We start from the raw sequence: 25,178 nt of genomic DNA on the forward strand, positions 1-25,178 counted from the left end.
GGCTTAAAATTTTGAATAAAAATCGGATCACCCCTTATTAACTCCTGCAGTTCGCACTGATCTTATTGACCAGTTTTCTCAGCAGTTCAATTTCCTCTTCGGAAATCCCTTCAACAGCCTTTTTCCTATTAGCATCAACTATAGGTTGAATTTCAGTCAAAATCTTTTTTCCTTTAGCTGTAAGATGGAGGGTAAACCTTCGCCTATCTTTCTCAAAAGAATCTCTTTTGAGAAAGCCGCTCTTAACCAAAAGTTCAATGATGCGCGTCACGGAAGCGACATCTTTAAAAGCTCTTCTTGCAATTTCTTTTTGGGGTATTCCAGGATTTTCATTAATAATACTCAGGATCAATCCCTGGTCGATCGTGATATCAAAACCCTGATCATTGATCTGCTTCTGGGCAAACTGACGATAGGATTTAATCGATTCCTCAATGCTGTAAAAAATAGTTTGTTCTGATTTAGCCATCATTTTATATTTTAATTGATATGCATATAATTGATATATCAAATATATAAATAAAATTGATTCCCAAAGCTTTATCATCAAAAAATTAATATTAAAAATTTTCCTTCCCAAAAAAAACCATCTCAAAAGTTATAAAAGCAGGCAATCAAGTTTAAAATTATATCATACAAAAGAACAGATAAAATAAAAGCAAAAAAATTTAAACTCATTATGTGGATAACAATAGTTTAGATTCCTACGGAATGACAAATATGGCGTTTTAACTTATACGCAAAGTTGTCATTCCGTAGGAATCTAAACACAATAAATTGTAAAAAGAGTACAAAAAATCTATGTAATCTGTAAAATCTGGGGGATTAAATATTACTATTTCTCCACTTCCTTTCCATACAGCACTTCACCACCTTCCAAAGACATCATAATCGCTTCATTACTATACGCTATCATTTTTTCTTCATAATCTGAGATTGCATCAGCAAGGCTTCCATCCTTTAATAAAGCTCCACAGATATTTTCCGTCAATAAAGCAGCATCCATAAACGCAGTATTTGCTCCTACTCCACCAGCCGGGCTCATCGTATGAACTGCATCACCCAACGCAGTAATATTCCCGGATTTCCATTTTTCTTTGGGTAATGAAGACCTGATAGGAGTAACCGACAATGACTTCTGATCACAATAGTTGAATAATGATTTCAATTGCGGATGCCAATCCTGAGTAACCCTTTGGATGCAGGCAAAAGTTTCTTCAGAAGAAAGGGTATAAAAATCCTGTTGATGTAATCCAAAAGCACCTGGCTTTCCAATAAATGCCCAATAGAAGTAATTCTGTAAAGGACTCAGCATATTCCATGAATCATTTTTCTTTGAAAAATCAAATTGCATGGCATCGGCAATCAGTGAAAACTGATCATTAAGAATCACAGAAGTTCCGGTTCGCAGCTCAGTGGCTATTTCTTCCTCATTCTCGGATGTCACAAAAGTTCTGCCATAAATGGTCATATTCCCGGTATTGACTTTCTGATCTTTGCAGTATTCGACCCCTATTTTAGAATTGACTCCATCTGCCCCGATCACAAGATCAGCCGTCTGGGTGGTTCCATCTTCAAATGAAAGTAATACTTCCCCATTTTCCAATTCTCTGTAATCAGTTACTGCTTTTCCAAAATAAATCTGTCTTTCCAATCCATGAAGCAAAATTTCACGTAAAGTCAGACGATTCGGTTTTAAATCGGGTACCTGTCTGATCCCGTCACTCCATGAATCAACTAAATCTTTCCCTGTTTTTTCAAGATGAGAATTAAAAACTTTTAATCCTTTGGTACTTGCTGCACAGGTTTCAAGAAATAGTTCATACAAATGTTTAGGAAGACAGTCTTTCAGTGCTTGTTTGCCCGGCTCATTAATTCTGATCCGATATCCCTGCGTTCTGGTATTAATTGCTTCATCTTTTTCAAAAATAGTACAGTTGATTCCTTTCTTTTTCAAGCCCTGCGCAAGACATAATCCTCCTAATCCGGCTCCTATAATGGCAATTCTTTTACTTTTATATTCGTTGTTCATCGGTTTATTTTTTGATGATTGATGAATACAAAATTATCGGGAATCAGCAGGTTTTCCTAGAGTAGATTAATGGTCTTTATGAGACAAATCTTTGTTTTTAGCCTTGAATTGCAAAGCGGTCATTCCTGTTCCTTTCTTAAAGAATCGTGAAAAATAAATGGGATCATCATAACCTAATTCATTGGCAATCTGTTTTACACTCATTTTCGTATAAAATAAAAGCCGGCGCGCTTCCAACAATATTTCCTGTTGAATCCAGAAACTGGCTGGATAACCTGTCACTTCTTTGATTGCTTCATTCAGATACAAGGGAGTAATAACGAGAGCCTGCGCATATTGCTGTACCTGCTTAGACTTTTTAAAATTTTCTTTAACCAGCTTTTTAAACTGTCTGGTAATGGTATATTTCTGTCCGGTACTGGTATGTTCAGATACCTGGAATTTCATGATCTGGGAAGCCATCATTCCAATGACCGATTCTACCAAAGACTGCTTAACGGAAACACTGTGCAACCCATCATTTCCTTCGACCTTTTCTAAAATGATAGGGATATCAAAAACCACATCCTTTTCATTCACTGATACCGATTGCCGGATCCACTGATAGGTTTCCAATACTTCACGATAATGCGCTGGAATGGCATTGGTATCCACAAATAAAAACCATCCTTCCAAATCTTTTTGATGAATATACTGATGAATTTGCCCGGGAGCTACAAAACCTAAGAAGGCTCCTTCCAATTCTATTGTATTAAAATCAACTTCAAGGGTAAATATTCCGCTTTGCTGAAGGATAAACATATAATGATCATCGCGGTGAATACCTGTTTCTTTTTCAGACAAAACAGATAAAGGCATCAGCTTAATTCCGAAACCCTCTAACTGACGGTGGTGAACTGATATCGGTGAGTATTTTTTCATGCAGGCATGTTATGAAATAAAGATACTTATTATTCATAAAATATCAGTTCTGGATGAATCGAAGATTTCTTTTTTATACTCACGCTTCATAGGCGAAGCCTGTCTTTGCTATCTTAAATTACCCATTATCATCATAGATCTTTGTGTTTAAAAAAATAATTTCTCGCGGATTTAGCTGATCTGGCAGATGTTTGTGCTTTATAAATCTGCGTAATTTGCAAAATCTGCGAGAATAAATATATATCGTGTAAAATTTTTGATACCTCTTAGATCGCAGCTCTCACCGTTTTAAAAGTCCCAGGCGTCAATCCATATTTCTTTTTAAAGGCGGCACAAAAATGAGTCGGGTTTTTATAGCCTGCCATTTCGCTGATCTGCGTAATCTGAAAATCACCGGATTCGAGGGCTAATTTTGCTTCTTCCATTCTGATATCGCTCACCATTCCAAAAACAGTAGTTCCAAATATTTCTTTAAACCCTTTCTTCAACGTAAATTCATTCGTTCCTACTTCCAGAGCTAGTTTTTTCAGGGAATAAGGTTCGGCGATATTATTCGATATGATTTCTTTGGCCAGATGGATCTTTTCCAGGTGATGTAATTTAAGGGAGCAAAAGTCAACGCAGTTGTGTGCATTAAACTGCTCAAGCTGGAGCATCAGGAGTTCAATAACTTTAGATTCAATAAAAAGCCTTTTAAAAACGCCCTGTTTTTCGCAATTGATGATGCTGTAGATGAGGTATTCTATTTGTGGGGTAACCGGCATGTGATGCTTTCCAAAAAAGGCAGGAATCTGATTATCTATATTGGAAAGGAAAGTTTCGTAGCCTTCTGTATTGGCGATATATTTTTTAAATAATTCCGGAGCCATATTGATCTCCATCGTTCGGTTGCTTTTTCCGATAAACTCAAATTTCCCTTTAATACCCGGAGCATAAACAATATTATGCTGATACGGCAGGAATTTAAAAGCTGCGGTCTCTGTTCCTGCAATTTTGGTGTGCGTAGATCCCATAAGATCAAAATGCATTTCCACCGTTTCAAAATCGCTTTCAAAGTTGATCATCAGCTCATTTTTGAACCGCAGATCACCATACGCAATATGGATTCCATCGTAGAAGAGTTCATGATAACTCCCCATAGCTCCTATCTTTTCAAAATTGGTATGGCGCTCTTTAATGGGCTCTTCTGTTTGTGAATATCCTTCATTAAAATGATTTTCCATGATCAGTTCCTCTACATCAGAGAAGTTCAGCGTTAGTTTCATTTATTCCGTTTAGCGTTATAATAATTCCAAAATCCGTCATCAATTCTAAAAGCATGAGACTAGTTTTGTCCCTTAAAAATATGTTATTTAGAATGAATCTAAAATTATGAAAAAAAAACTTTTAATTCTTTATTTTCTTTTCGCCTCTTTTATCTCTGTTGTGGCTCAGAATGTGGGTGGTATTTCAGGCAGAGTGGTTTCGGAAGATGGCACTGCCCGTGCGGGATTAACGATTCAACTCTTTCCACTTAACCATACTACGACCAGTGATTCGAAAGGGCAATTCAATTTTTCTGATATCCCGGAAGGCAAATATACCGTGATCTGTACCGAATATCAATTACATAAAAGCACTGTTACCGTTCGAAAAGGAAAAATTTCAACGTTGGAAATTCTCGGATCGGATCGAATCAATCAACTTGAAGAGGTGACCGTAACCGCAGAGAAAACCGAAAATAAACTGCAAAAAGTCCCTATGGCTATTTCTGCCATTTCCGGAAAACAGATCGAAGAAAGAAACGTTCATGAAATGGGTGATCTCGTTCTCGCAGTCCCCAACTTAATGACAATGAATGCTGGTTCTCCTACTTTAAACGTCATGTCGATAAGAGGAGTCCTTACTTTTTCTACAGATCCTGTGGTTGGAATTTATGTAGATGGAATTCCGATGTTTGATGGCTATTCTGCCAGTCAGCAGTTGCAGGGAATTGAGCGGGTAGAAGTTTTAAGAGGTCCTCAAAGTACCTTATATGGAAGAAATGGTTTAGGTGGAGTCATCAATATCATCACTAAAAAACCTGGGAATACCTTAAAAGGTTTTGCTGAAGCTGGTATTGGTAATTATAATACCCAGCATTATGCATTGGGAATTTCCGGTCCATTGGTTAAAAACAAACTCTATGCAGGTTTCTCTGCCAGTTATGATAAAAGGGACGGATTTTTCACCAATACATTTACTGGCAAAAAGTATGACCGCCCTGAAAGCTTTAATGGTAACTTTTATCTGAAATACCTGGTCAATGACCGGCTTTCCATGACTTTGAACGTCAAGGGTGAATACAATGACATTATGGGGGTATTTCCTTATGTACAGGGAGGCACTGCAGCATTGGCCAACCCTTATGTCGTCAATTATAACGGAACCAATCAGGAAAAAAGAAAACTCCTGTCAACCTCCCTTCAGGTGGTCTATAAAAAAGATAAGACCGAGCTTTCTTCTGTTACCGGGTATACTTATATGAGTGATGTTTATAAAGATTATGATGTCGATTATTCTCCATACAATGCAATCACTTTTGAAGTTCCATCGGCACCTCAGAATACTTTGACCCAGGAATTTAAGATCGTTACCGATTTTTCAGACCAATTTAAATTCACCGGAGGTGCGTTTGGTTTCTTTGATCAAAAAGAATCATTAAACCAATACATCTATGGACCCGATGCTGCTGCATTTGATCCCAATGCCCCTTATGTATCAGGGATTCACAGCAATAAAAAAACCTACGGAATATCCAGTTTTGCGAATCTTAGTTATGCATTGAGTAAGGAATGGCTTTTAACGGGAGGGATCAGGTATGATTATGAAAAACGTAACCTTCTCTTCAGTACAGATATGGAGAAAGCTCCCAATCCGCTTATGATCCTGACGCCTGAAACCAAAATTGACGGTCATAACGGAGCCTTTTCACCTAAGCTAAGTGTTTCTTACAATCCCGCTGAAGACCTGTTGTTCTATGCAACGTATTCAAGAGGATACCGTTCTGGCGGATTCAATATGTATACGTCCAACGCTGCGAGGCTTAATTTCAAACCTGAGTATACCAATAACTACGAGGTGGGTATGAAATCCGAATGGTTTAAGAAAAGATTGAGAGCCAATGTAGCTGTTTTCTACACCTATTGGAAAGATCAGCAGCAAACCCTTTCCCTGCCTGAAAACCTTACAGATAACGTAGGTGAACTGGTCAACAAAGGACTCGAATTGGAACTGACCGGACTTGTTGCGAAAGGATTGGAAATTAATTACAACCTGGGTGTTGTAGATACCGATTATAAAAAATTAATTCTCGTTAACTCCAACAAACAGAATCAGGATTATGCTGGGAACAAACAAATCTTTACGCCCAACTTCACCTCTTCAATTTCTGTTACCTATCATTTAAAAATCAATGAAAAGCTTAGTCTATATGGCATTCCCGAATGGAAATATTTTGGTAAGCAGTATATGACCTATTACAATGATCTTGTGCAGAAGCCTTTCAGCTTACTGAATTTTTCAGCAGGCATTAAATATAATAATCTGTCCCTTGGAATCTGGGCTAAAAATATTGGGGAAGCCAAATACCTGTCTTTTGCTTATGCAACTCAGATGGCTGACACGACTCCCGTTTTAATTGGGAACCCACGAACATTTGGTGCTAATCTTAAATTCAGCTTTTAGGTTAGTGTTTTTATTATCAACCTCCGGTCTGTTTCTTTTTAGAGGAGAAACAGACCTTTAAATCCACAATTCTCATGCAATTAACAATAGAAAACTTATCCAAAACCTATCCTAATGGGAAAAAGGCGCTTGATCAAATATCACTCACCATCGGTAAAGGGATGTTTGGGCTTTTAGGACAAAACGGTGCCGGAAAATCCACGCTGATGCGAACCATCGCTACATTACAGCAAGCCGATACCGGAAGCATCCGTTTCGGAGATATTGATGTTCTTTCCAACCCCGAACAACTAAGGCGAATGCTTGGTTATCTTCCTCAGGACTTTGGAGTTTATCCTAATGTATCCGCTGTGGAAATGCTGAATCATATTGCTGAAATGAAAGGATTGAATCAAAAGGATATCCGACGTGAGGCTGTCCATGAACTTCTCAACCGGGTTAATCTCTTTGATGTCCGCAACAAGAAACTCAGCACCTATTCAGGAGGGATGAAACAGCGGTTTGGGATTGCACAGGCACTTTTAGGAGACCCTAAGCTTATTATCGTGGATGAACCCACCGCAGGTCTCGATCCTTTAGAGAGGAACCGTTTCTACAACCTGTTGAGTGAGATCGGTGAAAATACGGTGGTCATTCTTTCTACTCATATTGTCGAAGATGTTTCTACTCTTTGCAATGATATGGCGATCATCGGAAACGGAAAAGTACTGAAAACCGGAAAGCCTTCTCAAATTGAAAAAGAACTTGAAGGAAAACTCTGGGAAAAAGAGATCGCTAAAGCAGAACTCCCTCAATACGCCCATCTCAATATTATCAGCAGTCGGTTTAAATCCGGAAAGCTGATTATTTCTGTACTTGAGGACGGTGAGCCTGATCCGAGTTTCGAAACCAGAAAACCTAATTTGGAAGATTCTTATTTCCAGTTAATTGCAGATGTTCCTTCTTTAAAATCTTAACCATGTTCAAAACTACATTACGCTTCGAGCTTTTACAGCATATCAAAAAACCATTTACCTGGATCTTCCTCCTGCTGATGTTTTTGCAGGGGCTCTATTATATGCGCCATACCAGCGAATTTTTCAGTGCTGATAAAACCTACGCCAATGCTCCGGCTGTTCTTTTTATGGTACTTGCCGGGATCGGATATATCGGTTTTATTGTTACTGCCATCCTCGGTGGCTCTGCCATGACTAAAGATATTGAATACCGAACCGCTCCGCTTTTATATACCACGAGAGCAAAAGAGCTTTCTTTCTTTGGAGCCCGGTTCTCTGGTTCCCTGATCGTTCTTTTGGTCTTGAATTTCGGTTATCTTCTGGGAATTATCCTGTACAGTTACCTTCCGATCCCTAATTTGGGACCATTGTCTTACCAATCTATTCTGGAGGCTGTTCTCTATATTTTACTTCCTAATATTTTTGTACTCTATTCGTTGAGTTTTGCAGTTTCTGTTTTTACCAAAAGTGCAAAAGCTTCCTATGGAGTGGCACTGATGGGAATGTTATTAATGATCTTTGCTGAAACTTCCTTTAACAGCAACCCCAATGTGGTTTTAGCTGACCCTACGGGCTTTTCAGTAATGCATCAATTGGTTGAACATCTTTCAGCGGTTCAGAAAAACAATTATTCACCGGAGTTCTCGGGACTTCTCTTTAAAAACAGAATCATCTGGATCGCTATTTCAGTGGTGATGCTGGTATTAGCTTATAAAAAATTCAGTTTTTCAACGTTTGCGGTGGCTCAACAAAAGAAGGAAAAAGAGAAACCTGTTTCTGATACTATCGAACTGATTCCTTCTGATTCAGTAAGAACTTCTACTCCACAGTATTTTTCTTCCGCAGCCAATCTTAAGAAAGTATTTCAACTCTCCTTACTGGAATTTAAAACCGTAGTGAGACCGTGGGGATTTAAACTTTTCCTTTCCTTACTGCTGATCATTTATTTGTGCTATATTGCCGTTTGGCAACAACAATATTATTCTGCCGCACCTACTCTTCCGGTAACCATAGAAATCACAGGCGTTACGCTTCCACTTTCATTTTATTTCCTCCTCTTCATCATTATCAACACTGGAGAATTGCTCTTTAAAAACAAAACCACCGGATTCTGGCAGATTGGAGATGCGCTTCCCGTTCCGAACTGGGTGAGCATTTTCTCTAAAGTCACTGCGATGATCGGTGTATCCTTTTTGCTGACCTTCTTTTTAATGTTGATCGGATTACTGGTACAAACCGGAAAAGGATATTACCATTACGAATTTCCCGTTTATTTCAACGATCTTTTTATCCGTTGGATGCCTAAGTATATCGCCTATATTTTATTAACCGTATTTGTTGCCGGCATTACGGCCAACCGATATGCCACCCACTGGATCACCTTATTTGTGTTGATCAGCAGTACGGTCTTGCATGAAATTGAAGTGATTGAACAAAACCGGTTTAATTTTATTTTCTCTCCCGGTTCCGGAAAGAATACCGATATGAACGGAAACGGAATTTTCAGTCTCGCACATACCTGGTATATGTCGTATTGGATCTTCCTCGCCGTCGCTTTATTTATTGTAGGTCTTTGGTTGTGGAATCGCGGAACATCCGTTTCGTTATGGACGAGAATCCGTAAATCACCGGCTCCCAAAGCGGCATTAATCATTGGGTTTTTATTAATGATGTTCGGATTTGCAGTTACTGGTAATCACATCTATCACACGGTGAATATTAAAAATCATTTTGAAACCAAAAAAGAAGAAAGAACCGAAAAAGCAGTGTACGAAAAACAATATAAAAAGTTTAAAAATTCCCCGCAACCACTGATCACCGGATTGGAACTGAATCTACAGCTTGATCCTGCCAACAGGAATTTAAGTTATAATTCAAATGTGGTTTTAAAAAACACCACTTCCCAGCCCATCGATACATTGCATGTCGAATGGATGGATCGTTCGACTTTTCCAAAGATCAAACTGCAAGGAAACAGTCTGGTATTGACCCATAAAAATGAAGAACTCAGACATGCGATTTACACCCTTTCTCAACCTCTATTACCGGGTCAGACGATAAAAGCATCCTTATCCGGAGCTTTAGCTTATTCAGGGTTTACGAATGATGATCCTCAAAAAGAAATCGCTTTTAATGGAAGTTTTATTCCATCTGATATTATTCCATTCTTTGGATATGATGACCGTAGGGAATTAAAAGAAAATAAATACCGTGTAGAAGAAGGTTTGCAAAAGATCAATTCCCGGCTTCCGGATCAAAATGACCGTTCTGCCTCTGCCCGATTCTTTGCTTCCTCACAAGCCGGCCGTTTTCCTTACACGCTGAATATTTCAGTGGTTGGAGATCAGGAAGTGGTAGCTCCCGGCATTTTAAAAAAATCATGGAAGAAAGATGGTAAACGTTTCTTTTCTTTTGCCTCAGAACATCCTGAAACCCTTAATTTTCATATTTTAGCAGCTCAATATGCAGTAAAAAAACAACCGATTACTATCAATGGAAGAAAGATCGAGATGGAAGTCTATTATCATCCCGATCATGCCTATAATGTGGAAAAGCTGATTAGCTCCGCGAAGGAATCACTTAATTTCTTATCTGAAAAATTGGGAGCTTATCCTTATGCTACGCTTACCATTGCAGAACGTCCAAGATATGATCAGGAATTGTATTCGTATTCCAATGTCATGGTGCTTCCGGAGAATCATGGATGGATTGCTGATATCCGGAAACCTGAAGATTTGGATTATCTCCGGTATATTACCGCTAAGCTTATCGCTGAACAGTATATGCAACAGCTGAACCTGACCCGCACCAAAGGGTATCCCGTGTATACGAAAACCATCCCAGCGTATCTGGCTCTGTCACAACTGGAACATTTTTACGGTCCGGAACCACTCAAAAAAAATCTTGAAAAAGCCCATGAAGAATATCTGAAAGGACGTGCCGCAGAAACCAACTCAGAAACTAATTTATTGGATGTTGATGAGGTTTCCTTATACATCTCAGAGCATAAGGGCGGATCTGATTTGTATCATTTGAGTAAAACAATCGGTCAGAACAAGCTGGATCAACAGATTCATACTTTCTACACCGAAGCACTTACCCAACAATCTCCTTTACACTCTACCAATCTATATCAGTTTTTACTGAACGGAGAAAAAGGAGCACAGGAAAAAGCTGTAAAAAAACTATTCCTTGAAAAAGGAGAATAGAAGTATTGAATATGAATTAACAACAACTTAAAACCCAATTACCAGAAAAAATCGTTTCGAGACTTTTTTGATATCATGGTTCACTTGTGGATCATGATATTTTTTATGCATCATTAATTGCATAATTAAATAAAATCTCCGCAAGATCTTTATCTGTCATATTATGATGCTCTGAATTTTTGACTTCCTCGAGTACCTCGAAAAAATAATGAAAACCAAATAAGCTGTAATATCTGATCCCATCTTTAACAAACTCAAGGCTGCCTTCTGTGGTCTCAATTTCAAAAAATGCCAGGTTATTGTTTAGCTCTAAAGGTTGTTCCATATAGACTTCAATAGCTTCAGAGGTCTGATCTAGTGAGTGATCGTTGCAAAAGTCTTTATATGTTCCGCCGTTGCGGAAGTAGTTGATTAATTCTTGTAGGTTCATATTGTTTTACATTTCTTGATTTGTACAGAAAATTATTTTATCATGCTCCAAATTAGAGTGATAATTAAAAATCCTGTCTTCATTCTCCCATCTATTTTCACCGATTAAAAGTCCACCTGCAATAATATGATATGTTTGTTCCTTTGATTGGAATTGAAATATTTTCATATCATATTTTAACAAATTCCTATCAATATGTACAGGTAGTTCTTGTTCGAAAATTTCTTTAATACAAACTTCGTCAAGCTTCATTGGGATATCAATATAACTCACTGCCCAAAATTCAAAGTCAATATTATATGAAGTGTCTTTTGAGTAACCCTCTAGGTCTGCATATTTCATTTCACTTCGTATAAGTAAAGAACTATGGCTAACTGTATAAGCCCATAATTTGAAAGTTCTGTTGGAAGAATACTGTGCTTTCATATTATTCCTACGTTATATATTTGTCAAATTCCATAATCTTGTCGCTAATTGAATAGTCCATTTCAGCACTATCAATAATAAATCGAGACAAGACTCCTTTTTGATTCAATCTGTTATCAAAATTATATAGATTCAGGATTACTAATGCCTTGGCTATAGACTCATTTCCCGAAAAACTAAATTCTTTTTCTAAAAAAGATTTTAATTTTTCTTTGCGCTCTGTAAAAACATTTTCGTTCATTATTCAAGATTCCAGCTTGGATTAATCGTTTTTAAAATTTTCAATTGCATATCCTTTAATTTCTCCACTGAATAATTAGGATTATTTTTTTCTTTAGCTCTGGCTATTTCATATGAATTGTATCTAAACAGTTTTAAAAGAGCATCATCAGTATCTCTACAAAAATTCCTTTCATATTCGACTCCTCTTTCTTTAATCACTACATAAATGACACTATCGTCACCAATCTCTACGTAAGGATAGGCATCATCATTAGATTCATTTATTTTAGGAATTAAATGAGAAGGAACATTTCCTATTTTGGAGATAGCCTTAGAAATTTTTTCTTGTAATTCTACAGTCAATAATTCTTTTTTATTCATATCCCTTATCATTGTAGTTTTATCATTTTCCATTAAAAATGAATATCCATTCTCTTTGTAATTTCTAGTCAACAATATTAAATTAACAGGTAATACTATCAAAAATCATTAGATTTTTAATACTTTCACAAACACTCCCACCACATTAAAATCAACAGTATCTTCATCCCTAAGAATAATAGGTTCAAAACTCGAATCACTTGTTTTTGGCAACAATATTATTTCCTCATGGTACCAGCCTTCTTCATCAATCGATTTCTTACTAGAATATTCCTTAACAGTATAATTGCTACCGAATTCCAAATCAGTAATATTTCTGCCTTCAACTAAAGTAATTAATCCATTACGTGACCCTCCGCTATACTTTTTAAAGAGACAAATGCTGCCATTAGGTATAATTTTATTCATGGATTCACCTATTACTTTACAAGCAAAATAATCATCCTTGTTACTTACTCCATCCACTTCAATGAACTTTACATTTTCTAATTCCTGCAATTCGGAAAAACATCCTGCTGCAATATTAAGGTCGTAAAAAGGTATTGAAGTTTCAGTTGGATTATCAAGAAATTCTATTTGGATTTCTTCTTTTGTAATAGAGCTAAAAGACTGAATGAACTGGCTTAAGAAACGTCGTAAATTATCATTGCAAACATAAATATAAGTCCCCTCAATTCCACGAAGTAATATTGTTTTATAAATATTAATAATAAAATCTAATAGCTCATCTTCGCTCTTAATGGAATTCTTTCCATTCTTATCCTTGTATTTTTGTTTGTCTAAAATTAACCTTTCAAGTTCAAAATCATAATCTAATTCAGGACCGATAATAACTCCTGTATAGTTCAGGTCATATCCTTGAGTGGTATGAATGCAGCCTACTTCATTGATAGAATTAGTTGAATTCACCCAATCTACAGAAACACTATTCCATTTTAATTTGTTTTCACCAATAATAATGTCATACGCTTCAGGATTTTTATTTGAAATCCATTCCCAAGCATATCCTGCCACCACTCTTGATAGACTATGAATCTCATTTTTCTTTTTGATTCGATCAATCATTTCTGCCAGATCATCAAAAAGATAAAATTCATAATCTTTTGTCTTATATTGTTCTAAAGGAATCCCTGAGGGTTCATCAAAGAGATTATGAATTAATTTTACATACTCATTTCCTCCTCGAACTCGAAATTGAGTATTTAATTTTTCAACCCTGGTAAAAGATTCTGACTCTAATTTTTTAAAATTTTCTTTAAGTGTATCCGAAGGCTTTATAGATTGATATTGATCGTAGAAAATGATAGATTTTTCACCTTGCATAACTACCCAATCCAACTCAGAAGATGTAAATTTATCCAATCCTAATTTTTCACTATTGATATCAAATGTCCCAAAATAAGAACCCAAATTCACTCTTCTTCTTAATCGGTGACCTTCATCAACAATGATAAGATCATATTTATTTTTTGCTAGCTCTGATGGCCCAATGACCATTTTAGCAGATAAACCATTTACATTTTTAAATACATTAGAAATAGTTTTTCTAAACGAAGCCATTGGAATAACCAACGCCATATTTAAATCTGAGAATTCATGCTTTACCTTTTTCAATAAAGAAAAAAGTTCTTCATCTTCCTCATCAAAATCTGAATAATTAAAATCTTCTAAGTCAGTTTTCAGTAATTTGAATAAAAAAATTGCTAAAATAGATTTACCCGTCCCTGCTCCACCATGAATAAGGCTCACTTTCGCTTGTTTATCCAATAAACAACTAAGAATCATTTTTAAACCTTTGATCTGTTCTTTAGAAAGTGATTTATAGGGAGAGTATTTGAAAAGATCCGAGTTGTTGATATAATCTAACGAATGTCTTGCGATTCCTAATTGTCTGAGTTCATCCCATATATCTTTGAATAATTCCCAATATACTTTCTTCTCATGATATTGATGATTAGAAATTCCCAAATTCCCATTTTGCAAAGTATATTCTCCATCAGCCGAAATATATTTTATCAGATTAGCTTCCAGATCTAAGGTTGCAGATTTATGAAAGAGATCACTTAAAATAAGATTGACTGATGAAAGCTTTTTCTTTTCTTCAGATTTTAGATGGGTATTTATTCTGGTTAGTACATCCGTTGTTTCTCCAACATATGCAGATTTATCCTGTTTATTCTTCAGGAGATAAACTATTGGCCAGGATGTATAATCTTTATGATTGTTATTTATATTAGCTTCTGCGAGGTAATCAAAGCTATATTCCTCAGTAATTGTAAAATTCTTCATTTTCAAAACCTACAATTCATCATACTTATCTGATTTTCCTTTTGCTTTATCTACAGGATATTTCTCTCCGTTTCTCTGAAGCTTTTTTAATATGATACTGTTGATATCTATCTTATTTTTATCAGCCAGAAGTAATCCATACATTAATACATCAGCAAGCTCCTCCTCTAATTTATCTTTATTAAAATCTTCATTCTGTTTCCATAAAAATACTTCCAAAAGTTCAGATGCTTCAATTGATAAAGCTAAAGCCAAATCTTTTGAATTGTGAAACTGTTGCCAATCTCGTTCATCACGAAATTTTAAAAGCTTTTCTACTGTACTTTTATCTATCATAAACACCTTTTAATAAAGTAAAATCTAATTTAACTTTAAAAATAATAAATCTAAAGCACAATCATCTTAAAAATATTAGTTTTTATAAATACTCTTCAAACTCTTCTTCTGTTTATTCCATCCCCAACATCTTCGCAATAGAAATCGCATCCGCCACCGTATCCAGACTATAAATCTGCATCACCCCTTGATTGGCAGCTGCCTGTGCCAGTGCGTTTTGTTGGTTTTGATTACTGATAGCATTTTCAAACATAATTCCTGTGGAATGTGCCATCGATTGATATAGAGTTGCCAAAGCAAGGCTTCCGGCAGCGAGATTGGGAGAAAGCATTCCGGTCAATTGATCATTGGAAGGCTGTGGAGCTGTACCTTCAGCAACCAGGGAAATGGTGTTATCCTGATATTCGCTACTTATATCAGGATGTACTTCGTGAATATAATGTGCAATGAATTTCGCGGTTGGAGACTCCAGTTTATTTTTCAAATCAGTGATCTCATCTGAAGTTATTAGTCCCTCCAGGCTTTGAACATCAACATCATGAACATCGTATAATGCTTCACCAGTTTCAGACTGGCTGATCATGATATCCATTTTTAAAACAATTCTGGCTTTTCTGGTATCTACACCAAGAATTTTCGAACCATGCTCCGGTTCAGCAATATCTATAAGACTATTGAACGGAAGAATGTCGATATGGCAATGAAGATTCTTTGATTCATCGTTTTTCATTTGTACTATTGCTATTCCTACAGATTGCGCTTTAAGTTCTATAACAAATGCTGGATAAGTATTATGCTGACCATTATTATTAATATAATGAACAAGTCTTATGGTTGGTTTTGCTTCAATTTCAGAAGTCTCTAAATTAAAGACAAAGCGGTTATTGTTATTTTGGGGATCATTTTTACTGAAATAAGGAGTATCCTTTTCTTTCTGAAAAGAGAAACCTTTGTTTAATTCCCGTAAATAAAGCAGGTTGGATATCTTGGCAGATTGAGGTTGGTGAGCGTGGTTCATATTATATTGTTTTAGGTTTTTATTAGTTTTTGGGGAGTCTTCAAAATCAAAAACGCTCTTATTTTTAAGAAATTTTCGTTTTCTGTAAGGTCACTCAAGGCTATTCCCAACAAATCTACTCAACAAAATAAGATTGACAGTCAGTAGAAAAACTGATTTTTCAGAAAAAAACAATCTTCTTAACATGAAAACGGTTAAAAATCGCAGTAATAATCCGGATCGGAACAGTATATTAAAAAGGACTGTAACTAACTATATTTCAAAACACTAATACCCTAGTTAACTTTTCAAAACATGCATTACCATACTGGTAATGAGGAGGCTAACCATGCAATTCTTATCCACGTGATTTAAAAACCATTTTTTTTGTAAATTTCAAAAATAATTTATTATCATTCACAAAAAACTAATACCATGACAATTGAAAGTATTTACCAATCCATTAAAAAATGGAGCGTATTGATTGACGCTTATAAAAGCGGAAATGACGGGAGTGAATCTGAGATTCTAGGTTATTTAAATCAGGGAACTCATTTTTCTGTTTCGGGAAAAGAGATCAACCAATGGAAAATTAATCTTGGAAGTTCAGATGATAAAAGGATTCATGCTTATCTGGGTATTGATGAGGGCCAGCTTAAGTTTTTCCTGATCGATTCTGAAAGTGATAAAACAGCTGATTTCTCTGGTATCATCGTCAAAGAATTCACCCGTGATTCACCTAATGTCACTGTACAAAACACCACCAACCTTGAAGTGGATCCTCCGATCACTTCAGAGTCGGCGATCAACCGTAACTTCCGATGGAATATGTATTGCACGACCTGGCTGAAAGCGCAGAAAACAGAACCTTTTGTCCAGGTGACTTCTATTCCTTTTGCAGATTATGAGCGATTGGGACTACAAGACAGTCAATCCTGTACGAGTTTCTTCGGACTGACCGATGATACAGAAAATGGAGCTTCGGTTTTTGCTTATCATATTGAGATCATTACCGTGAAAAATTTAACGATCAATGAAATGAGTAAAACAGCGGAAAACTATTCCACTCCCCGACCTCCTTTTACTGCTGCTGATCCCCTTGAAAACTACCAACTTTTGACCAAAAGCGGTGCTTTCTTATAACAGCTTATCCCTCTATTTACAAGTGGTCATCAACCTGACTTTGCTCACAGGGTTGATCTTACTGGTCAGGAACGGGATAAAAACAATGGAGGTGATCATGCTATTCCTCTCTGGAGAATTCGCCCTGGAACTAACAGATCTGGTGGATCGGCTGCTGAAACTAAACACATTGAATACCTACAATTATGCATTAAGCCAGTTTTTGGGACTGGTAATGCTTACAGAGATCTACAGCCGGTATTTCCTCAAGGTTCCGGCTTTCGTGAAGTGGATCATTTATGGATATGCAATGATATTTCTGGTGATCAATATAATGGATATATACCACAGAGCACCCGTTACTTTTTATTCCAATATCATCAGCAGTATCATCATCTGTAGTTTTGCAGCAGCGTATTGTGTGAAAATACTGCAAAAGGGAAAGGTTGAGAAAAGCCTGTTTATCGTTAACACCTTCGTCTTTCTTTTTTTTCTGTTGAATGCCTGATCTCCACCACTTTTAATTTCCTGATCACCAACCATCTGGATTGGGTAGCACCGATCTGGCTTTTCAGAGGGATTTTGTTGTGGTGCTTTTATCTCGCTTTTATTAATCTGGGATGTCGCAGTGGGAAAATCCGGGCTTGGTAGTTGAATGGATATGGATTGGTATAGGGCTATTTTTTTTAACGACACTATTGATCACAATATTGATCATCAACTATCTTCAAAGCATCAGAAAAAACAAACAGAAAGTCATGCAGCTGGTCCGCAACACCCAAACGGAATGTTGGGAAAATACATTACACCTGCAGGAGAGAGACCGGGAACGTCTGGCAGAAGAGCTTCATGATAACATCATCTCACACCTCAACGTCATTCGCCTGAATATTAACCATAAAAATACAGAGGAACTGAATCTGGAGCTAAAAAAATCGATGCAGCAGATCCGGGAACTATCCCACAACCTGACCCCTCCCGATCTGGGTGACATTGAACTAACGGATCTGATCGCAGATTATCTCGATCAGATCAGTAAGACAATTCACGTTGATTTCCGTCACATGATTGCAGACACCCTGATCAGCAGCCCTGTAAAATTAAATATCTTCAGGATCGTACAGGAACTGGTGACCAATATTTTAAAGCACGCCAATGCCACTAAAATAGATGTCTCCCTGAGAATATCCCTGGAATATCTGATGCTGACCATAGAAGATAATGGCAGTGGCTTTAAACAAGGAACCAGCCATCACGGAATCGGGTTGAGAAACATCCAGTCGAGAGCACAGAAGATTCAGGCGGTTTATAAGCTGAAGTCGAAACCGGAGAAGGGGACGAAGTTTATTGCTTGTATGGTGATAGCGAGTTGAAAGTTGAAAGTGGAGAGTGGAAAATGGGGTGCAAGGTGCAGGGTACGAGCGTTTGAGGGTTTTGGGGTTTGAGAGATGGAGTGAGAGATTAGGTGAGAAAATGGAAATTAGGAAAAGGCAGAAAGGCAAATTGGCGAAAAGGCTTAGTGGCTAATGGGCAAATTTACGAATCGGCTATTCAGCGATTTCGCCTTCATAAAATTTAAACTAAAAAATAAGAATGAAAAATTTAAAAATTAAATTGGGTATCGTAGATGATGACCTGTTATTTGTACAACTTTTAAAAAATTATATTGATCAGGATGAGCGGTATGAGGTGGTATTGACCTCAACAGGTGGACAGCATTTCCTGAATGAAACAGAGAGTGATTCACCAGATGTTTTGATATTGGATTTGAGAATGGCGAATGGTGATGGGCTTGAAGTAATGGCTGCTTTGGCTCAGAAAGAAACGGAGACCAAAATCATTGTATTGTCTAGTTTTTACCGACGTTCTTTTATGGGACAAATGTTGAAAATGGGAGCGGATGCTTTCCTGTCCAAAGAAATCGAACTGGAAGAGCTTTTGAACGTCATACATTCCGTATATCACCACGGACATTATTTTTCAGACGAACAGGTTGAGGTGATGCGGGGACAGCTTTCCAATAAACTCCCTGAGTTTCATGCTTACTCCAAAGACGATCTTACGGAAAGGGAAATTGATGTCCTTAAACTGGTTTGTCAGCAAATGAGCACCAAAGAGATTGCAGATCATTTATTCATCTCCCCAAAAACCGTAGAAACCCATAAAAGCAACCTGATGATCAAAACCTGCGTGAAAAATATGGCGGGACTGGTGATCTATGCAGTGCAGAATGGTATTGTGAATGCGGATGAGATTGTGTTGCTGGATAAGTAGTTGAAAATTGAAAGTGGAAAGTTGAAAATGGAGAGTTGATAGTTGATAATTGAATATTGATTATTTATCACTGATACTGAATAGAATACAAATTTATATAGGTGTGTTTTTACCGGTGTATAAAATTTGTATTCTTTCTCAGTATGGTCTGTTTTGAAAATTCATTCTGTAATTTCTCCTATGAAATTGGATTGCCGGATGGCTAATTACTTATTTCTTCAACCTTATGCTTTATAGGGGGGAGATTATGATATCTCGTGTATGCTTCCAGATTAGCTCTTCCCATGTTCGGAAATATCCAACTTCCAAAAAGCTGATTAATAGAGGAAAAATTATTAGACCCGCCTCCTTTCATTATAACATAGGTATTTCCGTCTGTTTCATCTTTAAATTGAAGGCCAAGGTGCCCGCCACTAAAAAGGTGCCCTGGTTCAGCATGATTTAACATCGTCATATTCTCATCATCATGGTATGTCCTTACCGGGCCCCCAAATACTGCTGTAGTCACCTTATCATTGACTCTTCTTCCCATCAATATGCCATCTCCACCTCTCATAGCACCAGGTACGGTCTGACCTATATTATTCTTCGAGAATTCAAAGATCGTCCGTGCATTGTGCTGGGGAGTAGTAGGTCCGGCAAGTATTTTAAATGTAAAATCATGCCCGTCGTAACAGAAATTCCATTGCAAATATCTTCCAATGATTCTGAAAGGTTCCATAAAGGGTGACCCTACTCTTCCTCTAGGTGATAGTATCCGATCAACGAAACGAAGCTGAGGGGCATATTGTGCAAATCGTATGAAGTGTCTGTAAACAGGTTCTCTATTATCCCAACGAGGGCGCATAGCTCTTGTTACTAATACCACTCCATCTTTTAAAAATCCCATATTAATTTTGTTTTAGGTTATTAAGATTTATTATTTTAAAAAAAATCAGGGAGAAGTCAATAGCACTCTCCCTGAACAATATAATTCTAAAAACACGCCTTTCTTAAGATGGATTTAGCATCTTAGCGATAGAAATAGCATCTGCTACGGTATCTACGCTATAGATCTGCATCACGCCTTGTGTAGTCGCTGCCTGACCTAGAATATTTTGTTGATTTTGCGTATTTACCGCATTTTCAAACATGATCCCGGTAGAGTGCGCTGCTGTCTGATACACATTCCCTAAAGCAATAGCCGGAGCTTCTGCCACTACTTTTACGTTGGACTGCGTTACAGCATCTGTGATTTGTTCATTAACTACTGTTGCCATAATGATTATTGTTATTAGATTTTAAAAACGGCCGGACTTTCCGGCCGTGGTTTATTGTGTTTTCTGCGGTTTACAGAAATGAGTTATTAAGACCCTGCGTTAAGCATTTGAGCAATAGAGATCGCATCTGCTACGGTATCCATGCTATAGATCTGCATTACCCCCTGGGTTGTTGCAGCCTGTCCTAAAATGTTTTGTTGGTTTTGGTTATTTACCGCATTTTCGAACATAATTCCTGTAGAGTGTGCCGCTGTCTGGTATACATTTCCTAAAGCGATTGCCGGAGCTTCTGCTACTACTTTTACGTTGGACTGCGTTACTGCGTCTGTAATTTGTTCATTAACTACTGTTGCCATAATGATTATTGTTATTAGATTTTTAAAATGATCAGACGATCCGATCATGGTTATTGATTTTTAAAAAAATTAGCTTGGGTTAAGCATTTTTGCTATAGAAATTGCATCTGCTACGGTATCCATGCTATAGATCTGCATTACCCCTTGTGTTGTTGCAGCCTGTCCTAAAATGTTTTGTTGGTTTTGGTTATTTACCGCATTTTCGAACATGATCCCTGTAGAGTGTGCTGCTGTCTGGTATACATTTCCTAAAGCGATTGCCGGAGCTTCTGCCACTACTTTTACGTTGGTTTGAGTTACTGCGTCTGTAATTTGTTCATTAACGACTGTTGCCATATTTTTAATTTTGATTAGGTTTTAAATAACAACCGGATGATCCGGTTGTTAAAGATGAGGTCTTGCTTTACGCAATAGAATTTTTTAAGGATTCAGCATTTTCGCAATAGAAAGAGCATCCGAAATGGTATCTACACTGTAGAGCCTCATAACTCCCTGCGTATTAGCCGCCTGTCCTAAAATGTTTTGTTGGTTCTGCGTATTTACCGCATTTTCAAACATAATTCCTGTTGAGTGAGCGGCAGTTTGATACACATTACCCATAGCCATTGCCGGAGCTTCTGCTACCACTTTTACATTGGTCTGGGTAACGGCATCTGTAATTTGTTCATTAACTACTGTTGCCATAATGATAATTGTTAATTAGAGTTTTCTTAACCTGATATTCCGGTCATGGTTATCGGTTTACTGCCGAAGCAGAAAGCAGGTTATTAAGAATTAGGGTTTAACATTCTTGCAATAGAGATCGCATCTGCTACAGTATCCAGGCTATAGATCTGCATTACTCCCTGAGTAGTCGCTGCCTGACCTAGAATGTTCTGTTGGTTTTGCGTGTTCACTGCATTTTCAAACATGATTCCCGTAGAGTGCGCTGCAGTCTGATAAACGTTTCCTAAAGCCATTGCAGGAGCTTCTCCTACTACTTTTACATTCGATTGAGTTACTGCATCTGTAATTTGTGAATTAACTGTTGTTGCCATAATTGTAATTTGTTTTTTTTGAGATTTACATCCCGGTTAATAATTATTTGATTGTTAAACTAGTTTTCTATTTTTTTTGATCTTAATGATCTTTTTTTATTTCTCGCAGATTGGCCAGATTAAGCAGGTTTTTTTTAAGAGGGCAGAGAGTAGCTTCGCTTATTAAGCTCGTGAAGAATAACATAAAAATCAAAGATTTTTTTAAAACTTATGTGTACTTCCTATGCCGCATGCATTACTCTTAAACTCACTAAAGTGTTCAAAAACTTTTGTGCCTTTTGTGGTTGGATCGACAAACGTTCTCGATACATTTTTCTCCTGAACTACGTTCGCAAGACTACATCCTGTATTACGAAAAACACTCGTACTGACGGATGATCACCATTCTTTTCTGGTTTAGTTTTTAGCATAATTATCCATGTCATCTGTTCAATCTGTGGAAAAATAAAATTGTATCTGCATTATCCGCAAAACCGGCAAGAATCAAAATTCTGTGTTGGCTTGATAAACACTTTTGCCACTAACCATCACGGGCGTTGTGTGTTTTATATGTTACTTTTATTTTTTCTCGCGGATCAGGCGGACGGGCAGATAGTATATATATAAACGGTTGATCTTTTCATAAAAGGATGCGGTCCCTTCCTTGGTTTTTACCTCTATCTGAAAGAAACCATTCTTCTCCTGCAGGCTGTTGTAATCAGTTTACATTATGAACGAGAGATTGCATTTCCACATGATTGTTTGCTCGTTTAGGGGGCACTTACAACATTCTAAAAGCTGGTGGAGGATGAAAAATTTTGACCTAATATATGTTGAGGGCACCAGCTTCTATTTCTACAGGGAAGAAAACCGCATCCGTACTAACTAGAAATTAAAACGTCCTTTTCTAAAATTCAACAGCTCTTTTTTTAATTTTCGGGAGCCCATTTTTTTTATTCCCATAACGGAATTGCTTAAGCCGATGAGGGAATCCCTGTGTTGATGAGATACGGACTGTTCATACATTAATCCGGTAGAGTGCGCATTCACCTGCATAGAAATTGCAGTGGGTACAGCAGGAGACATTCCTACAACTTCTAAATTGATTTCATTTTGATTGTGTACCATAACTATTATTTTTTTTGGTTATTTTGATTATTTACGCATGTTGGCAAATCTTGCCTGCAGCTTGCTCATTCTTTCTGCAATCTTCATTTCTTTTTCTTTTACCCTTCCTCTGGACGTTTCCTGAAGTTTTTGTAACTGTTCTTCGTAGGTCATTGCGACAGGATTACCTGCTGCAGGTACTGCTGCCTGATAAGCCTGCTGTTGTTTAACTGCTTCTTCCAGTTTTTCCAGCAACGGGGCCAGCGATTTCATCGTTTCTTTGGTCGCTTTGTCTTTGATATAATTGATGATTTCATCTTCGTGTCTGAGAACAAAGGGCAACACTTCATCTTCCACAATTTCTGGTTCGATGGTTTCAAAGGATTCTATGACTTCAACAGGTTCTATGACTTCAGGAATGGGCTCAGGAGCAGGTGTACGCGCAGGTCCAGAAACCCTGTGGTTTATTCTTCTTCGCATAGGTATAGTTTTTTGAGGGTGAGTAAAAGGAGATTGTCGTCGAACAGTATTCTCTTATAGCAAATAGCCTATAAAGGCACCTGCAGTCGTCCAGTCCCGGTTAAGGTCCTGTATTACGTTAGCTCCTATGATTTCCAGAGCTATACATCCCGATATTGCACAGGCTGATACCATTTCCTTGATCTGATCATTAGGAAGGGTCAAAATATAGTCATCCGGAATAACAGGCATCTTACCCTGAACCGGAGGGTTCTCGTTAAGAATAATATCAAGGATTTCCTGGAAATAATGAGCAATCAGTTTCGATCCCTGGAATTCCAGCTCTCTTTTTAATTCGATAATTTCCTCTGGAGTGACGAGATTGGCTATTGCATTCACATCTACATCATGCACTGAATAGAGAGCTTCTCCCGTATTGGATGCCGTAATCGTAATATCGGTCTTGAGGACACATTTAGACTTTTCAAGGTTGATTGTAAGAAGCTTAGTGTCCATTTCCGGTTCCGCAATATCTGCCAGCGTACTGAGAGGAAGAGTTCTTACATTACAGAAAAAAGTCTGATTTTCTTCCAGTTTGATCATGATGACCACTATCCCTGTCGATTTATCTTTGGGCTCTACCACAAACGACTGGTAGTTGTTGGTTCTTTTTCCTTTGGTACTGATCACCGGTCTTATGGTAGGCTGAATGCTGACATTGGATGTTTGCAGGCCGAATACATCACGGTCACTGTTATTTTCCGTTTTTTTTACACTGAAGTAGGCATTGTCATCTGTTCTCGTCAGATAAAGGCTTTCATTGATTTGTCTCAGCGTACGTAAGTTTAAAACCTTAGCTGGTTTTGGTTCTATTGAATAATTCATCTCTTATTTTTTTAAGTTTTTCGATTAGTTTTGTTGCTATATTCTTTTTGGTATGTTCGCTGACATGCTGTTCTACAGGAACTACCGCTTCTTTGATTTCAGGCTTTACTAATGGCTCTGTTAATTTTATGGATTTTAGTACGACTCCCCCTCCGTGATCAGTCACGGTAAAGTTTCTTTTCATAGGATCCTTCTGTTCCGAGGTTTCTTCCGTAACCGGCGACGCTACTCGTTTTTTTTTTCAGGATCCTCCTCTTCATTTTCCTCGGAAAAATCTGCCAATGGGGGAAGGTTTGGGATTCCGCTTGAATATGGAGTCATATTATTTTTGAAAATTGTATCGGAAAGTTTCGTCTTTGTTTCAGCATAATCACTTACGATCTTAAACAGGTCTTTCATCATTGCATTTCCATCTACGCCTTCGGAACCTTGAACACTACCCTTTTCTCCTTTTTCTGTAGAACCTCCTGAGCCTCCTGAACCTCCCATACCTGGCGGAGGGAAATAGTTTCCATAGGTTAAGTAATTATTGGCTAGTTTAGTCAAGGCGACAAGGCCCACCTGCTCAAATCCTTTTAAAAAAGACTGTAAATCCTGTACCATCATCCCGGTCGACTGATCAATCATTATTTTCGCAGCTCCCAGCATCGGATCAGCCGTGGGTGGCGATAATACTTCCGTATTCACAAACACTACTGCTTTCTCCTCCGGTGTGGTAGGGTCAGCTTTTGCTTTTTTTGCATCTTTGTCAGCCATG

At 37.4% G+C, this 25,178-nt stretch carries 29 protein-coding genes; 7 read left to right on the plus strand and 22 right to left on the minus strand.

Features of this window, described 5'->3' with window-relative positions; all coding sequences use genetic code 11:
- Positions 1-37 precede the first annotated feature (37 nt).
- From CEY12_RS07600 to CEY12_RS07615, 4 genes are all read right to left on the minus strand, one after another.
- Positions 38-472 carry a MarR family winged helix-turn-helix transcriptional regulator gene (locus tag CEY12_RS07600; RefSeq protein WP_228409815.1) on the minus strand — a complete coding sequence of 145 codons (435 nt, stop codon included), beginning with the start codon at positions 470-472 and terminating at the stop codon, positions 38-40.
- Between the two features lie 363 nt (positions 473-835).
- Positions 836-2,032, minus strand: a complete 1,197-nt coding sequence (locus CEY12_RS07605; protein ID WP_089027121.1) for an FAD-dependent oxidoreductase — start codon at positions 2,030-2,032, stop codon at positions 836-838.
- 66 nt (positions 2,033-2,098) lie between these two features.
- Positions 2,099-2,953, minus strand: a complete 855-nt coding sequence (locus tag CEY12_RS07610; protein ID WP_089027122.1) for a helix-turn-helix domain-containing protein — start codon at positions 2,951-2,953, stop codon at positions 2,099-2,101.
- Between the two features lie 266 nt (positions 2,954-3,219).
- A complete protein-coding gene (locus tag CEY12_RS07615; RefSeq protein ID WP_089027123.1) occupies positions 3,220-4,218 on the minus strand; it encodes a helix-turn-helix transcriptional regulator in 999 nt (332 codons plus the stop codon).
- A 106-nt stretch (positions 4,219-4,324) separates the two neighbouring features.
- Between CEY12_RS07615 and CEY12_RS07620 the strand changes: the two genes are divergently transcribed.
- From CEY12_RS07620 to CEY12_RS07630, 3 genes are all read left to right on the plus strand, one after another.
- Positions 4,325-6,658, plus strand: a complete 2,334-nt coding sequence (locus CEY12_RS07620) for a TonB-dependent receptor (protein ID WP_089027124.1) — start codon at positions 4,325-4,327, stop codon at positions 6,656-6,658.
- 74 nt (positions 6,659-6,732) lie between these two features.
- Entirely contained in the window at positions 6,733-7,614 is an 882-nt protein-coding gene (locus CEY12_RS07625; RefSeq protein ID WP_089027125.1) for an ABC transporter ATP-binding protein, read from the plus strand.
- A gap of 2 nt (positions 7,615-7,616) precedes the next feature.
- Positions 7,617-10,862: an ABC transporter permease/M1 family aminopeptidase gene (locus CEY12_RS07630; protein WP_089027126.1), complete on the plus strand. Its 3,246-nt coding sequence runs from the start codon at positions 7,617-7,619 to the stop codon at positions 10,860-10,862.
- Between the two features lie 103 nt (positions 10,863-10,965).
- Here CEY12_RS07630 and CEY12_RS07635 read toward each other — a convergent pair whose 3' ends face one another.
- The 7 genes from CEY12_RS07635 to CEY12_RS22565 form a co-directional block, all read right to left on the minus strand.
- Positions 10,966-11,292: a hypothetical protein gene (locus CEY12_RS07635; RefSeq protein ID WP_089027127.1), complete on the minus strand. Its 327-nt coding sequence runs from the start codon at positions 11,290-11,292 to the stop codon at positions 10,966-10,968.
- Between the two features lie 6 nt (positions 11,293-11,298).
- Positions 11,299-11,718 carry a hypothetical protein gene (locus CEY12_RS07640; RefSeq protein ID WP_089027128.1) on the minus strand — a complete coding sequence of 140 codons (420 nt, stop codon included), beginning with the start codon at positions 11,716-11,718 and terminating at the stop codon, positions 11,299-11,301.
- A 7-nt stretch (positions 11,719-11,725) separates the two neighbouring features.
- Positions 11,726-11,959 (minus strand): hypothetical protein, encoded by a 234-nt coding sequence (locus CEY12_RS07645; protein WP_089027129.1) that lies wholly within the window; start codon positions 11,957-11,959, stop codon positions 11,726-11,728.
- The gene (locus CEY12_RS07650) at positions 11,959-12,423 is read right to left on the minus strand and encodes a hypothetical protein (protein ID WP_172821020.1); all 465 of its coding nucleotides are present in this window, start codon (positions 12,421-12,423) and stop codon (positions 11,959-11,961) included. Before CEY12_RS07650 ends, CEY12_RS07645 begins: the two co-directional genes overlap by 1 nt.
- A 6-nt stretch (positions 12,424-12,429) precedes the next feature.
- Entirely contained in the window at positions 12,430-14,610 is a 2,181-nt protein-coding gene (locus tag CEY12_RS07655; RefSeq protein WP_089027131.1) for a DNA/RNA helicase domain-containing protein, read from the minus strand.
- Positions 14,611-14,619: 9 nt separating this feature from the next.
- Positions 14,620-14,946, minus strand: a complete 327-nt coding sequence (locus tag CEY12_RS07660; protein WP_089027132.1) for a nucleotide pyrophosphohydrolase — start codon at positions 14,944-14,946, stop codon at positions 14,620-14,622.
- A 112-nt stretch (positions 14,947-15,058) separates the two neighbouring features.
- Complete coding sequence (locus CEY12_RS22565) at positions 15,059-15,964, minus strand: RebB family R body protein (protein ID WP_228409816.1); 906 nt, start codon at positions 15,962-15,964, stop codon at positions 15,059-15,061.
- Between the two features lie 414 nt (positions 15,965-16,378).
- Here CEY12_RS22565 and CEY12_RS07670 point away from each other — a divergent pair, with 414 nt between their 5' ends.
- From CEY12_RS07670 to CEY12_RS07685, 4 genes are all read left to right on the plus strand, one after another.
- Positions 16,379-17,086 (plus strand): hypothetical protein, encoded by a 708-nt coding sequence (locus CEY12_RS07670; protein WP_089027133.1) that lies wholly within the window; start codon positions 16,379-16,381, stop codon positions 17,084-17,086.
- Complete coding sequence (locus CEY12_RS07675; protein ID WP_089027134.1) at positions 17,073-17,573, plus strand: hypothetical protein; 501 nt, start codon at positions 17,073-17,075, stop codon at positions 17,571-17,573. The genes CEY12_RS07670 and CEY12_RS07675 overlap by 14 nt, the downstream gene beginning before the upstream one ends.
- A 112-nt stretch (positions 17,574-17,685) precedes the next feature.
- Positions 17,686-18,438 (plus strand): sensor histidine kinase, encoded by a 753-nt coding sequence (locus tag CEY12_RS07680; protein WP_089027135.1) that lies wholly within the window; start codon positions 17,686-17,688, stop codon positions 18,436-18,438.
- Between the two features lie 220 nt (positions 18,439-18,658).
- Complete coding sequence (locus tag CEY12_RS07685) at positions 18,659-19,339, plus strand: response regulator transcription factor (RefSeq protein WP_089027136.1); 681 nt, start codon at positions 18,659-18,661, stop codon at positions 19,337-19,339.
- A gap of 202 nt (positions 19,340-19,541) precedes the next feature.
- On the opposite strand, the gene CEY12_RS07690 is transcribed toward CEY12_RS07685, so the two are convergent.
- The 11 genes from CEY12_RS07690 to CEY12_RS07740 all read right to left on the minus strand — a co-directional run bounded on the left by CEY12_RS07690 (position 19,542) and on the right by CEY12_RS07740 (position 25,177).
- Positions 19,542-20,228, minus strand: a complete 687-nt coding sequence (locus tag CEY12_RS07690; protein WP_089027137.1) for a hypothetical protein — start codon at positions 20,226-20,228, stop codon at positions 19,542-19,544.
- A 103-nt stretch (positions 20,229-20,331) separates the two neighbouring features.
- A complete protein-coding gene (locus CEY12_RS07695; protein ID WP_034684388.1) occupies positions 20,332-20,598 on the minus strand; it encodes a RebB family R body protein in 267 nt (88 codons plus the stop codon).
- An 86-nt stretch (positions 20,599-20,684) separates the two neighbouring features.
- A complete protein-coding gene (locus tag CEY12_RS07700; protein ID WP_089027138.1) occupies positions 20,685-20,954 on the minus strand; it encodes a RebB family R body protein in 270 nt (89 codons plus the stop codon).
- A gap of 69 nt (positions 20,955-21,023) precedes the next feature.
- Positions 21,024-21,290, minus strand: coding sequence for a RebB family R body protein (locus tag CEY12_RS07705; RefSeq protein ID WP_089027139.1), 267 nt, complete (start codon positions 21,288-21,290; stop codon positions 21,024-21,026).
- Between the two features lie 84 nt (positions 21,291-21,374).
- On the minus strand, positions 21,375-21,638 hold the full coding sequence (locus CEY12_RS07710) for a RebB family R body protein (protein WP_089027140.1): 264 nt from the start codon (positions 21,636-21,638) through the stop codon (positions 21,375-21,377).
- A gap of 83 nt (positions 21,639-21,721) precedes the next feature.
- A complete protein-coding gene (locus CEY12_RS07715) occupies positions 21,722-21,991 on the minus strand; it encodes a RebB family R body protein (protein ID WP_034684380.1) in 270 nt (89 codons plus the stop codon).
- An 864-nt stretch (positions 21,992-22,855) separates the two neighbouring features.
- Positions 22,856-23,098 (minus strand): RebB family R body protein, encoded by a 243-nt coding sequence (locus CEY12_RS07720; RefSeq protein WP_089027141.1) that lies wholly within the window; start codon positions 23,096-23,098, stop codon positions 22,856-22,858.
- Positions 23,099-23,125: 27 nt separating this feature from the next.
- Entirely contained in the window at positions 23,126-23,557 is a 432-nt protein-coding gene (locus CEY12_RS07725; RefSeq protein WP_089027142.1) for a hypothetical protein, read from the minus strand.
- Positions 23,558-23,611: 54 nt separating this feature from the next.
- Positions 23,612-24,421, minus strand: a complete 810-nt coding sequence (locus tag CEY12_RS07730; protein WP_089027143.1) for a hypothetical protein — start codon at positions 24,419-24,421, stop codon at positions 23,612-23,614.
- Positions 24,390-24,605, minus strand: coding sequence for a hypothetical protein (locus CEY12_RS07735; RefSeq protein ID WP_089027144.1), 216 nt, complete (start codon positions 24,603-24,605; stop codon positions 24,390-24,392). The genes CEY12_RS07730 and CEY12_RS07735 overlap by 32 nt, the downstream gene beginning before the upstream one ends.
- A gap of 41 nt (positions 24,606-24,646) precedes the next feature.
- On the minus strand, positions 24,647-25,177 hold the full coding sequence (locus tag CEY12_RS07740) for a hypothetical protein (RefSeq protein WP_089027145.1): 531 nt from the start codon (positions 25,175-25,177) through the stop codon (positions 24,647-24,649).
- Between the last annotated feature and the right edge of the window lies 1 nt (position 25,178).

Origin of the sequence: Chryseobacterium sp. T16E-39, from assembly GCF_002216065.1 — a bacterium.
Taxonomy (GTDB): Bacteria; Bacteroidota; Bacteroidia; order Flavobacteriales; family Weeksellaceae; genus Chryseobacterium.

What these genes read in the sequence shown, in the direction of transcription:
- CEY12_RS07690 (WP_089027137.1), bottom strand. Translation starts at nt 20,228, where the DNA reads ATGGGATTTTTAAAAGATGGAGTGGTATTAGTAACAAGAGCTATGCGC.
- CEY12_RS07660 (WP_089027132.1), bottom strand. Translation starts at nt 14,946, where the DNA reads ATGATAGATAAAAGTACAGTAGAAAAGCTTTTAAAATTTCGTGATGAA.
- CEY12_RS07670 (WP_089027133.1), top strand. Translation starts at nt 16,379, where the DNA reads ATGACAATTGAAAGTATTTACCAATCCATTAAAAAATGGAGCGTATTG.
- CEY12_RS07635 (WP_089027127.1), bottom strand. Translation starts at nt 11,292, where the DNA reads ATGAACCTACAAGAATTAATCAACTACTTCCGCAACGGCGGAACATAT.
- CEY12_RS07600 (WP_228409815.1), bottom strand. Translation starts at nt 472, where the DNA reads ATGATGGCTAAATCAGAACAAACTATTTTTTACAGCATTGAGGAATCG.
- CEY12_RS07655 (WP_089027131.1), bottom strand. Translation starts at nt 14,610, where the DNA reads ATGAAGAATTTTACAATTACTGAGGAATATAGCTTTGATTACCTCGCA.
- CEY12_RS07700 (WP_089027138.1), bottom strand. Translation starts at nt 20,954, where the DNA reads ATGGCAACAGTAGTTAATGAACAAATTACAGACGCAGTAACGCAGTCC.
- CEY12_RS22565 (WP_228409816.1), bottom strand. Translation starts at nt 15,964, where the DNA reads ATGAACCACGCTCACCAACCTCAATCTGCCAAGATATCCAACCTGCTT.
- CEY12_RS07610 (WP_089027122.1), bottom strand. Translation starts at nt 2,953, where the DNA reads ATGAAAAAATACTCACCGATATCAGTTCACCACCGTCAGTTAGAGGGT.
- CEY12_RS07625 (WP_089027125.1), top strand. Translation starts at nt 6,733, where the DNA reads ATGCAATTAACAATAGAAAACTTATCCAAAACCTATCCTAATGGGAAA.
- CEY12_RS07645 (WP_089027129.1), bottom strand. Translation starts at nt 11,959, where the DNA reads ATGAACGAAAATGTTTTTACAGAGCGCAAAGAAAAATTAAAATCTTTT.
- CEY12_RS07685 (WP_089027136.1), top strand. Translation starts at nt 18,659, where the DNA reads ATGAAAAATTTAAAAATTAAATTGGGTATCGTAGATGATGACCTGTTA.
- CEY12_RS07705 (WP_089027139.1), bottom strand. Translation starts at nt 21,290, where the DNA reads ATGGCAACAGTCGTTAATGAACAAATTACAGACGCAGTAACTCAAACC.
- CEY12_RS07720 (WP_089027141.1), bottom strand. Translation starts at nt 23,098, where the DNA reads ATGGTACACAATCAAAATGAAATCAATTTAGAAGTTGTAGGAATGTCT.
- CEY12_RS07605 (WP_089027121.1), bottom strand. Translation starts at nt 2,032, where the DNA reads ATGAACAACGAATATAAAAGTAAAAGAATTGCCATTATAGGAGCCGGA.
- CEY12_RS07640 (WP_089027128.1), bottom strand. Translation starts at nt 11,718, where the DNA reads ATGAAAGCACAGTATTCTTCCAACAGAACTTTCAAATTATGGGCTTAT.
- CEY12_RS07715 (WP_034684380.1), bottom strand. Translation starts at nt 21,991, where the DNA reads ATGGCAACAACAGTTAATTCACAAATTACAGATGCAGTAACTCAATCG.
- CEY12_RS07740 (WP_089027145.1), bottom strand. Translation starts at nt 25,177, where the DNA reads ATGGCTGACAAAGATGCAAAAAAAGCAAAAGCTGACCCTACCACACCG.
- CEY12_RS07630 (WP_089027126.1), top strand. Translation starts at nt 7,617, where the DNA reads ATGTTCAAAACTACATTACGCTTCGAGCTTTTACAGCATATCAAAAAA.
- CEY12_RS07620 (WP_089027124.1), top strand. Translation starts at nt 4,325, where the DNA reads ATGAAAAAAAAACTTTTAATTCTTTATTTTCTTTTCGCCTCTTTTATC.
- CEY12_RS07735 (WP_089027144.1), bottom strand. Translation starts at nt 24,605, where the DNA reads ATGAAAAGAAACTTTACCGTGACTGATCACGGAGGGGGAGTCGTACTA.
- CEY12_RS07730 (WP_089027143.1), bottom strand. Translation starts at nt 24,421, where the DNA reads ATGAATTATTCAATAGAACCAAAACCAGCTAAGGTTTTAAACTTACGT.
- CEY12_RS07680 (WP_089027135.1), top strand. Translation starts at nt 17,686, where the DNA reads ATGTCGCAGTGGGAAAATCCGGGCTTGGTAGTTGAATGGATATGGATT.
- CEY12_RS07725 (WP_089027142.1), bottom strand. Translation starts at nt 23,557, where the DNA reads ATGCGAAGAAGAATAAACCACAGGGTTTCTGGACCTGCGCGTACACCT.
- CEY12_RS07695 (WP_034684388.1), bottom strand. Translation starts at nt 20,598, where the DNA reads ATGGCAACAGTAGTTAATGAACAAATCACAGATGCTGTAACGCAGTCC.
- CEY12_RS07710 (WP_089027140.1), bottom strand. Translation starts at nt 21,638, where the DNA reads ATGGCAACAGTAGTTAATGAACAAATTACAGATGCCGTTACCCAGACC.
- CEY12_RS07615 (WP_089027123.1), bottom strand. Translation starts at nt 4,218, where the DNA reads ATGAAACTAACGCTGAACTTCTCTGATGTAGAGGAACTGATCATGGAA.